Below are 9,893 nucleotides of genomic sequence, written 5' to 3'. Positions count from 1 at the left end.
CCGCAGTCACGACAGCCAACACGCCTGAGCAAAACGCGGAGGCGTACCGCACGACCGAGAATCGGCAAGTCACGAACGGTACGCTCGCAATACTCATGAGTGCTTGAACAGGTTTTCTGGCACCCGCCGCAGGATGGGAATCGGGTGGGATGGGGAATCAGATCGATCTGAAGCGCGTCGCCATCAGGCTTGATCGTGACGACAGAAAAGCCCTCCCAAAAAGGAAGGAAAGTATTAATATCGCGCATAAGAACGCCGGTTTGTTAGATGTGTTTGCTCGCACGAACATCATCAATCAAATCGGCGTTCTTGTTTCTGTGTTTCCCGGGATTCCGTGAAGAACCATATTTATGCCGGCTGATACACCGTCTTCGCGAGCAAGCCCGCTCCCACAGTGGTTTGGTGGTGGTCATGAGTTAGAGCACATAAAACAGAATCGCCACGAAGTGCAGCAGGCTGCCGGCGATCACGAACAGGTGCCAGATGCCATGGGCGTGGCGCAGCCGGTGGTCGAGGGCGAAGAAGATGATGCCGACGGTGTATAACACGCCGCCCGAGGCCAACCAGGCGAACCCGGTGCTGCCCAGGGCCGCCAGCAGGGGCTTGACCGCCACCAGCACGATCCAGCCCATCACGGCGTAGATCACGATCGACAGGATCCGCGCTTCGGAACGCGGCTTGATCTCCTGCAAGATACCAATCACGGCCAGCCCCCAGACGATCCCGAACAACGTCCAGCCCCACGGCCCGCGCAGGGTCACCAGGCAGAACGGCGTATAACTGCCGGCGATCAGCAGGTAGATCGAAAAGTGATCGACCTTCTGCATGATTTCCTTTTTGCGCCCGCGCACGCTGTGGTAGACCGTCGAAGCGCTGTACAGCACCAGCAAGGTGAACCCATAGATGGCCACGCTGACGATCTTCCACGGATCGCCGGCCATCCCGGCAATCACCAGCAGCCACACCGCCCCGATAAAAGCCGCGACCGCCCCGACCAGGTGCGTCCAGGCGTTGAGTCGTTCCCCGTGATACATCCAATCCCCCCTCACATTCCAAAACAGACGCCAAGGCTCAGGCTTGGCGCTGCAAAGTGCAATGTTTGTTGATTTAATCATTGGATGATCGTTCCCACGCTCCGCGTGGAAATGCAGCCTGGGACGCTCCGCGTCCCAAAGCGGACGCGGAGCGTCCATTGAGGCGTTCCCACGCAGAGCGTGGGAACGATCACATCCCTAGGCCAATTGGGGCACAATCGGGCGATACGAATAAGAGTCCGCCCCATGCTGATCGACGAAGAATTGACCCTGAAGAAACTGGAGGTGTTCCTGGCCTTCATGCGCACCGGCAACCTGGCACGGGCGGCGGCCGAGTTGCAGACCAGCAACGTCAGTGTGCACCGGGCCATTCACTCGCTGGAAAGCGCCCTGCGCTGCCCATTGTTCAAGCACGAAGGGCGTAACCTCACACCGCTGGAAAGCGCTTACGTGCTGGAAGAACGGGCGCAGAAGCTGATCCAGGACGTGGTCGACAGCGTGCGCCTGACCCGTGAGGCTGCTGGTTTCTCCGCCGAGCGCTTCAAGCTCGGCTCGCTGTATTCGTTGACGGTCAAGACCGTGCCGCAACTGATCATGGGCCTGAAGATCCGCCGCAGCGAACTCAATATCGACCTGATCATGGGCTCCAACATCGACCTGCTGTACAAGCTCAAGAACATGGAGGTCGATGCGATCCTGGTGTCCCTGGACGACAGCGTCAACGACCCGGACTGCGAGCAGATTGCGCTGTTTTCCGATGACATCTTCCTCGCCACGCCAGCCGACTCACCCTTTGCCCAGCGCAGCGAAGTCGACCTGGCCGAGGTTCGCGACGAGACATTCATCACCTTGACCCAGGGCTTCGCCACACATCAGGACGGGATTCGGGTGTTCAAGCAGGCGGGGTTCGAGCCGAAGGTGGCGATGCAGGTCAACGACATCTTCACCCTGCTGAGCATGGTCAGCTCCGGGGTGGGTTATGCCTTGCTGCCCGGCCGGATCGCGGCGGTGTATGAAAACCGGGTGAAACTGATCCCATTGCAGGAAAAGTACCGCTTGCAGCAGCACATCGGCGTAGTGTTCCTCAAGGCCAAGGAACGGGATCCGAACCTGCTGGCGCTGTTGGCCGAGTGCCGGATGTATGCCAATCGCCAGGCCTGAAATCGTGCCGCCCCCCATCGCGAGCAAGCTCGCTCCCACATTGATTTGTGTCATCCCCAACATCTGAGTACGACACAAAACCTGTGTGGGAGCGAGCTTGCTCGCGATGAGGCCAGCCCTGTCAGCAAAAAGCCTAAGCCCTATCCGATCAACCCCCGCATGATCAGGAATAACAACGAAGGCCCCAGCAGACACCCAAGCGCCGTATAGAACGCCGCCGTCAGGCAGCCATAGGGCACCAGCTTCGGATCAGTGGCCGCCAAACCACCGGCCACGCCGCTGGAGGTGCCCATCAAGCCACCGAAGATCACCGCGCTGCGGGGATTATTCAGACCAATCATCGGTGCCACGAACGGTGTCGCCACCATCACCAGGATCGCCTTGATCAACCCAGCGGCAATGGACAGCGCCATCACTTCGGAACTGGCACCGATAGCCGCCCCGGTCACCGGCCCGACGATATAGGTCACCGCCCCCGCGCCGATAGTGGTCAAGCTCACCGAATCGGTATAACCGAAGGCCATCGCCACGCCGACACCGGCAATGAATGACGTACCGACACCGACGAACAACGCCAGCACGCCAACGAAACCGGCACGCTTGAGTTCTTCGATGCTCACGCCGAACGCCGTGGCGACGATGGCGAAGTCCCGCAGCATGGCACCGCCCAGCAGGCCAATCCCAGACAGCAGGGGAATGTCCACCACGCCCTTCTGCCCGCCAGTCATTGCCCCGCCTATGTAGGAGAGCACCAGCCCAAGCAGAATGGCGATGGCCGAGCCATGCAACCGACCTTTGGTGAACGTGTTGCTGATCCAATAGGACACCCACATGGTGATGCCGACAATGGCGAAGCCGCTGATCAGGCCGTAGCCGGTGATGACTTTCATCATGGATTCGTACATGGCAATCACCCGACCGTCTTAACGGAAACATCGGCCTGGGAATCTTTGTTGCCAATGCGCACCAGCACCGGCACCAACGCGAAGGCAATCACCACTGCCAAGGTGCCAGCCAGGATCGCCATAGGTCCGCCCTTGAGCGCACCGTAGACGTTTTGCTGCGCCGCCATCGCCACCACGATGGGAATGTAGACCGCGCTCCAGAATTCCACGCCGGCCTCGGACTTACCCTTGAACAGGCCACGCTTGCCCAGATAACTGCCCAGGCCGATCAACAGCAGCATCGCAATGCCGACGCCGCCGACGTTGGCCGGCACGCCAATCAATTTGCCCAGCAGCTCGCCGATGAAAATACCCGCCAGGGTACAAAAGGCCAGAAACGCCACACCGTAAATAATCATTGTCGTAGTCCTCAAAGTGCATCGTCGAAGTTGTTGTTTTTGTGCTTCGCCAGCTTGAGTCGGTGTCTAGGGTTGGCGGCTTCCCTCCTCACGCAACAGCGCCTGCAAGGTATCGAGCCGGGCACCGTCGAAGGCAATGACGGTGCCCTGCTCGAACACCCGGCGCGCCAGCCCGGTGAGTACCGCGCCGGGTGGCAGTTCGATCTGTAGCCGCACGCCGCGTTCGTAGGCGCTTTGCACGGTGCCGCGCCAATCGACCACGCGGCACATGTTAAAGGCCAGGTCGTCGCGCAGAGCATCGGTCTTGGTCACCGGTCGGGCGCGGCTGCCACTGAGATAGCCCAGCGTCGGTGTTTTCAACGGCACATCGAGGAATGCCTGGGCCAATGTCCGCGCCGGGACCTCCAGCAACGGGCAGTGGGACGGCACGCTCACCGCCAACCGGCAGGCCTTGGCGGCGCCTTGGCGGCGGGCCCGCTCAGCGACGAGGCGCATGGCTTCGTCGCTGCCGGCAATGACCACCTGATTATCGGCATTGATATTGGCCAGGTAGACCGGCGTCGTTTCACCGTGCACCTGCTCCAGCAAGGCTTCTACTGCCGCCAGATCCAGGCCGATGATCGCGCTCATGCCGTAGCCTTGCGGATACGCCTGCTGCATCAGCTCACCCCGCAGGCTGACCAGCCGCAGCGCATCCTCGAAGCCCAGCGCCCCGGCAACGACCGCCGCCGGATATGCACCGATGGACAGCCCTGCCACATAATCCGGCGCGGGGGCTTGTTCCAGCAATCGACGGGCCGCCGCCACGCCTGCGATCAGCAGGCACAGCTGCACGGCGCGGGTCGATTGCAACGCCTCGGCGCTGTCCAGTCGCAAGACGTCTTCACCGAGCACATCCCCCGCCTCGTCCAGGATCAGCGGCGCCAGCCCATGGAGCATGCCCACGCGCTGCGCACCCTGGCCGGGAAAGACGAAGAGGCTGCTCACGCGACCTGCTCCACGCAAGGCTGCCAGGGGTCGCTCACCAGCCGGGCCTGAACATCGTCCTTGAGCAAGACCCGAGGCGACGAACCCGCCCATTCCCGCAGGGCCACGGCGCCGCAAGGCGTTTGCAACTGCATGTCCACGGCGCATACCGAAGCATCCAGTAGCGCCAGCAAATCCCTGGCCTGGAGACGATCCAGACAGTGCGGTGTGCGCAGGATCAGGTCCAGGTCGCTGCGCTCGTGCAGCGCCTCGATGCCGCTGGCGAGTTCGAACCCGGCGCTGCCGCTGACGCCCCAGGTCCAGCCACTGCCATCGAGCAGCGGGCGTAGCCGGGCCAGGGCGTGCAGGGCCGGCAGATCGCGCGGCGACTCGACCTGGCACAGGTCCTCCGGGCGCACCCGGCGCTGGATCGCAGCCATCGGCATCGACGTGGCGTAACGCTGCGCCCTGGAGCGCCCGCGCACGCCCACCGCGACATCCCCGGGCAAGGTCAACGCCCGGCGCACCACCACCGGTTGGCCGAGGCCGAGGCTCTCGACGGCCCAGCGTGGCGCATCCGCAGGCAAGTGCTCCGGCGTCATTCCCCAGAGCAGGTCATGGGCCAGGAACCCGTTCACCACTGCGCGCTCAACAATTGACGAACCGTGCTGGAGGCGGCCCGATGGGTCGCACCGAGGCGGCTGCGCAAGTCGCGAGGCGCATTGGCGACATCGATGATCGCTTGTTGCAGGCAATCGGTGACCCGGGCCAGATCGGTCGCGCAGGGCTGCTCGATCTGCTCCACCGACAAGGTTTCCCACAGCAGGCCCAGGCTGGCAAAACTGTCGATGTCGTAGGCCATCGGCGGCACACTCGCAGCCAGCGCTTCAAGCTCTTCGACACTGCGCAAGGTCACCCGCGCCGCCGAGGCCTTGCCCATGGCGTGGACCATCACCCCCGGATCACGCAGTGCAATCAGTCGGTTGGCCTGGTAGCCGTGGGCCAGGAACGCCCCGGACATCGCCTTGCCCACCAGCAAGCCAATCACCGGATGTCCGGCCAGCCGTGCGCGGGCATAGCTGTCCGCCGCGCCGGCCAAGGCCTGATGAATACCGAGGGCCTCTTCGCGTCGGCCATAGGCTTGGCTCGGCACATCGACAATGGCGATCAACGCACGCTTGTGGGAGGCATCGCGGTCGGCGTCGATGGCATCGTCCACGGCTTTGGCCAGGCCCCAACCCTCGAGCAAACCGACTTCGCCATTGCGCGCCCGGGGAAAACGACTGTCGGGATCCGCCACCGCCGCCAGCAGGCGCACGTGTTGCCCGCCCAGCGTGACGTCCGCGACTTTCAACGAAGCAGGCAATCCTTCCAACGGTTTGGCGCCGCCACTCAAGGCCTCGAACCAGCGCAAGCCTCTCAACGAATACGAGCTCATGAGCGTTCTCCCTGATACAGCTGACGAACCGTGGCCGGTTCGATTTGCACGCCGGTGTCCAACCGCTCCAGGCGTTGCAGGAACAGTTCGGCCTGGCCGCTGCGGTGTTCGACGGGAACGCCCAGGTGCAGCAGTTGGCTGACCTGCTGGCGGATCCGCGCCACGTCATCGGCGACGTAACGGTCCACCAGGCCGGTGGCGAAACGCTGTTCGCCTCCGGTCAGGCTCCAGATGAAGGGTCGGTCGCGGGAATCGTATTCGTCGATCCCGGCCTCTTGTTCGATCACTTGTGGGCCGTTCAGGCCCAGCCGGGCCTCCTGGGTCACCAGCAGATAACTGCACAGCCCGGCGGCGATGGACATGCCGCCGAAGCAGCCGACACTGCCGGCCACCACGCCGACCACCGGCTGGTATTGGCGCAGGTCGACAATCGCCGAATGAATCTCGGCAATCGCCGCCAGCCCGAGGTTGGCTTCCTGCAACCGCACGCCACCGGTTTCCAGCAGCAGTACGGCACAGGTTGGGATGCCTTTGCGGTTGTCCTCGGCGGCCAGCTCCAACGCACCAGCAATCTTCGCCCCGCCGACTTCACCGAGGCTGCCGCCCTGGAACGCGCCTTCGATGGCGGCGATCACCACCGGCAGGCCATCAATGCTGCCCTTGGCGATCACTACGCCGTCGTCGCTTTGCGGCACCACGCCCTGGCGCAGCAGCCAGGGCGACATGATGCGCTGGAAGGGATCGAGCAATTCGCGGAACGTACCGTCATCGAGCAAGGCCTTGGCCCGCTGCCGGGCGCCGAGTTCGACGAAGCTGTGCTTGTTGAGCAACGCTGCGCTGTCAGTCATGGCCGATCTCCTCGAAGCCTTGTTCCAGGCGCAGACGCACCACGCCGGGGGTGGCGCCGAAATCGTGGATGTCGATGGACAGGGCCGGTGGCGTCTGACCGTCGAACATGCGGGCGAACAGATGTTGCCAGCGTTGCTCGCTGCCATTGACCGAGGTCTGCACCTGGATCGTCAGCTTGCCCGCCAAGCCAGGTTCGATCAGCACTTCCAGGTCGCCCGAGCCGACGCAGCCCACCAGCGCCCGGCCCCGTGGCGGCTGCCCGGCGGGGAATTCAAAGGATAGGGTTTCCATCAGCACACTCCTGGGAAGAGGCCATCGCCGCGCTCGATACGATCGAGGAACAGGCAGGCGGCGAGCAGGTCGGCAGCGCCGCCGGGCGAGGCGTTCAAGGCAATCAGTTGTTGATCCAGCGCGTGCAATTGGCGACGACCGCCCAGGCTCGCACTGCCACCGGCATCGAGCACCGCTCTGGCGCCTTGTTGCATGGCCTGCAAACCCGGCTCGCCAGCGCGGTAGAGCACGCAGGTGTCGGCCAGGGTGGTCATGATCGCCAGCAAGGCATCGAGCCGAGCGTTCTGCTCACCCGCCCCCGCCGCGCGGCTGCGCTTGAGTTGCGGCAGGCCCAGGCCGGTCACCGCCGGGAACGCCAGTTGCGCCTCTTCCCGGGCACCGCGCACGCCGTAGCGCTGGGCGACCTGGGCGCCATGGCTCAAGGGGCGAGGCGCATAACGGTCGTTGAGCAAGGCCAGGCGGGCGGCACGTAAAGCAACGGCGCTGGCGACACTGGATTCAGGTTCCAGCGCCGCCGCCGCCACGAGCAAGCCCAAGGCCCAGATCGCGCCACGATGGGTGTTTACCCCGTCCGTGGTGGCAAGCATCGCCGCTTCGCCCTCACGGCCGATCCGGCCGAGGGCTTCGCGCAATGGCAGGCCGATCTCGCCGCAATCGAGGGCGGCTTCGGCCATTTCCTTGAACGCCGGCCACAGCGACAGCGCCGAAGCATGCATCAGGCCCAAGTGCAAATCGGTATGGGCACCATTGCCGCGACGGTCCACCAAAGCCGGTTTAGGTGACAGGTCGGCTTCGTCGATCAGTGCATCCACCGCCATGTCCGCCAGACGTTCGGCCAAGGACAGTTTTTTCGGTTGCAGGTTGAAGGCGTGCATTTACCAGCTCCTGAACTTGGCGGGCGGGTTGTAGAGACCACCGGACCACTCCACCAGATCGGCCACGCTCTTGGCCGCGAGCAACTCGCGGGTGGCGTCGGTGCGACGGATACCGAGGTCTTCGGGCAAGGCGATCAGCCCTTCGCGACGCATGCGCGCGGTGTCTTTCGGATCATGGCGCAAACCGATGGCGGTGACCCCAGCCACGGCGGCGATCATCGCCTGGCGCTCTTCCAGGGAACGAGCCTTATACAGGTAGGCGATGCCCTCTTCGGTCAGCAGGTGGGTGACGTCGTCGCCGTAGATCATGATCGGCGCCAGGGGCATGCCGGCTTTCTTCGCCACGTCCACCGCATCGAGGGTCTCGACGAAGGTCGGTTTGCCGCCCTCCTGGAACGTCTCGACCATCTGCACCACCAGTTTCTTGCCACGCTCGAGCAACGGCGCGTCACCATCGCCGTGGCGCATGTCGAGCCAGGCCGGCGTGCCGTGGCGGCGACCCCGCGGATCGTGGCCCATGTTCGGCGCACCACCGAAACCGGCCAAGCGGCCACGGGTCACCGTTGAGGAATGACCGTCGCCGTCCACTTGCAGGGTGGCGCCGATGAACAGGTCCACCGCGTATTGCCCGGCCAGTTGGCAGACCATGCGGTTGGAACGCAGCGAGCCATCGCGACCGGTGAAGAACACATCCGGTCGCGCGGCGATGTAGTTTTCCATGCCCAGTTCGGTGCCAAAGCAATGCACGCTTTCGACCCAGCCGCTTTCGATGGCCGGGATCAGGGTTGGGTGCGGATTGAGGGTCCAGTTACGGCAGATCTTGCCCTTCAGGCCGAGGGATTCGCCGTAGGTCGGCAGGATCAATTCGATGGCGGCGGTGTTGAAACCGATGCCGTGATTGAGGGACTGGACGTTGTGCTTTTCGTAGATTCCACGGATCGCCATCATCGCCATCAACACGTGCACAGGCTTGATGTGGCGCGGGTCGCGGGTGAACAGCGGCTCGATGTAGAACGGCTTGTCGGCCACCACCACGAAATCGACCCAGGACGCCGGGATATCCACCCGTGGCAGGTCACTGACGTCATCCACCAACTGGTTGACCTGGACAATGACAATCCCGTCGCTGAACGCCGCCGGCTCGATCAGCGCCGGCGTGTCTTCGGTGCTGGGGCCGGTGTAGATATTGCCGGCGCGGTCGGCCATGAAACCGGCCGAGAGCACCACGTTGGGGATCAGGTCCACCACCAGCCGGGCGTAGAGCTCGATGTAGGTGTGGATCGCACCGATTTCCAGCAGGCCATCTTCCAGCAATTGGCTGATGCGCAGGCTCTGGGTGCCGGCGAAGGAGAAATCCAGCTTGCGGGCAATGCCGCGTTCGAACAGATCCAAGTGCTCGGAACGACCGACGCTGGGCATGATCATGTGCAAATCGTGCAACTTCGAAGGGTCGACTTTCGCCAGCGAGCGCGAGAGAAAATCCGCCTGCTTCTGGTTATTGCCCTCCAGCACCACACGGTCGCCGGGCAGGATCAACGCCTCCAGCGCCGCGACGATCCTGTCGGTGGGCAACACCACTCCATCGGCAAGCCCCTTCACCAGCCCGAGACGCCGCTGCTTCTCGCTGCGCCGCCGCGTCCAGCGCGAGTCGGGGGATATTGTTGTTGTCATGACCACTCCACGGGTTCGCTGTCGTGGGGGTTACCTTAGGAGTGTTGTGGCGAGGGCATCAATCAAGCTCAGCAGCGGATCGTTACGGTTGGAGTAATGGTGAGGAAAAAGACCCAGTCCCCTGTGGGAGCCGAGCTTGCTCGCGATGACGGTGGATCAGTCAACACTGAGCCGGCAGACAGTCCGCTATCGCGAGCAAGCAAGCTAGCCCCCACAAGGATTGCGTTTGGCTTTGGATTTTGTAGCGGCCAGCAGGGATCAACTCATACTCATCAATTGCCGAACCCGTTCGAGCAGTTCTACCG

13 protein-coding genes are annotated in these 9,893 nt (G+C 63.3%); 2 read left to right on the top strand and 11 right to left on the bottom strand.

Annotation, left to right across the window (positions count from 1 at the left end; all coding sequences use genetic code 11):
- Positions 1-158 (bottom strand): transposase family protein (locus BLP82_RS31700; RefSeq protein ID WP_256576634.1); only part of this gene is annotated, 158 nt, incomplete at its 3' end.
- Between BLP82_RS31700 and BLP82_RS31695 the strand changes: the two genes are divergently transcribed.
- Positions 150-338 (top strand): hypothetical protein, encoded by a 189-nt coding sequence (locus BLP82_RS31695; protein ID WP_256576635.1) that lies wholly within the window; start codon positions 150-152, stop codon positions 336-338. The genes BLP82_RS31700 and BLP82_RS31695 overlap by 9 nt on opposite strands.
- 78 nt (positions 339-416) lie before the next feature.
- On the opposite strand, the gene BLP82_RS17830 is transcribed toward BLP82_RS31695, so the two are convergent.
- The gene (locus tag BLP82_RS17830) at positions 417-1,034 is read right to left on the bottom strand and encodes a PAQR family membrane homeostasis protein TrhA (RefSeq protein WP_060740225.1); all 618 of its coding nucleotides are present in this window, start codon (positions 1,032-1,034) and stop codon (positions 417-419) included.
- A 246-nt stretch (positions 1,035-1,280) separates the two neighbouring features.
- Between BLP82_RS17830 and BLP82_RS17825 the strand changes: the two genes are divergently transcribed.
- A complete protein-coding gene (locus tag BLP82_RS17825; RefSeq protein ID WP_060740224.1) occupies positions 1,281-2,195 on the top strand; it encodes a LysR family transcriptional regulator in 915 nt (304 codons plus the stop codon).
- Positions 2,196-2,335: 140 nt separating this feature from the next.
- On the opposite strand, the gene madM is transcribed toward BLP82_RS17825, so the two are convergent.
- The 9 genes from madM to mdcA form a co-directional block, all read right to left on the bottom strand.
- On the bottom strand, positions 2,336-3,100 hold the full coding sequence (gene madM / locus BLP82_RS17820; protein WP_092170832.1) for a malonate transporter subunit MadM: 765 nt from the start codon (positions 3,098-3,100) through the stop codon (positions 2,336-2,338).
- Between the two features lie 5 nt (positions 3,101-3,105).
- Positions 3,106-3,498, bottom strand: coding sequence for a malonate transporter subunit MadL (gene madL / locus BLP82_RS17815; RefSeq protein ID WP_092170813.1), 393 nt, complete (start codon positions 3,496-3,498; stop codon positions 3,106-3,108).
- A gap of 66 nt (positions 3,499-3,564) precedes the next feature.
- Positions 3,565-4,485, bottom strand: coding sequence for a malonate decarboxylase subunit epsilon (mdcH, locus tag BLP82_RS17810; RefSeq protein WP_092170809.1), 921 nt, complete (start codon positions 4,483-4,485; stop codon positions 3,565-3,567).
- Entirely contained in the window at positions 4,482-5,105 is a 624-nt protein-coding gene (locus tag BLP82_RS17805) for a malonate decarboxylase holo-ACP synthase (protein WP_170842333.1), read from the bottom strand. Before BLP82_RS17805 ends, mdcH begins: the two co-directional genes overlap by 4 nt.
- Positions 5,099-5,902 carry a biotin-independent malonate decarboxylase subunit gamma gene (gene mdcE / locus BLP82_RS17800; protein WP_092170804.1) on the bottom strand — a complete coding sequence of 268 codons (804 nt, stop codon included), beginning with the start codon at positions 5,900-5,902 and terminating at the stop codon, positions 5,099-5,101. The genes BLP82_RS17805 and mdcE overlap by 7 nt, the downstream gene beginning before the upstream one ends.
- Positions 5,899-6,750, bottom strand: coding sequence for a biotin-independent malonate decarboxylase subunit beta (locus tag BLP82_RS17795; protein WP_092170801.1), 852 nt, complete (start codon positions 6,748-6,750; stop codon positions 5,899-5,901). Before BLP82_RS17795 ends, mdcE begins: the two co-directional genes overlap by 4 nt.
- Complete coding sequence (locus BLP82_RS17790) at positions 6,743-7,042, bottom strand: malonate decarboxylase subunit delta (protein ID WP_003206454.1); 300 nt, start codon at positions 7,040-7,042, stop codon at positions 6,743-6,745. Before BLP82_RS17790 ends, BLP82_RS17795 begins: the two co-directional genes overlap by 8 nt.
- Entirely contained in the window at positions 7,042-7,917 is an 876-nt protein-coding gene (locus BLP82_RS17785) for a triphosphoribosyl-dephospho-CoA synthase (protein ID WP_092170797.1), read from the bottom strand. Before BLP82_RS17785 ends, BLP82_RS17790 begins: the two co-directional genes overlap by 1 nt.
- The gene (gene mdcA / locus BLP82_RS17780) at positions 7,918-9,588 is read right to left on the bottom strand and encodes a malonate decarboxylase subunit alpha (RefSeq protein ID WP_092170793.1); all 1,671 of its coding nucleotides are present in this window, start codon (positions 9,586-9,588) and stop codon (positions 7,918-7,920) included.
- Positions 9,589-9,893 lie beyond the last annotated feature (305 nt).

Origin of the sequence: Pseudomonas sp. NFACC37-1 (assembly GCF_900101575.1) — a bacterium.
Taxonomy (GTDB): domain Bacteria; phylum Pseudomonadota; class Gammaproteobacteria; order Pseudomonadales; family Pseudomonadaceae; genus Aquipseudomonas; species Aquipseudomonas fluorescens_AA.
Note: the sequence above shows the minus strand (reverse complement) of the source record. Positions and strands in the feature narration are given on the sequence as shown.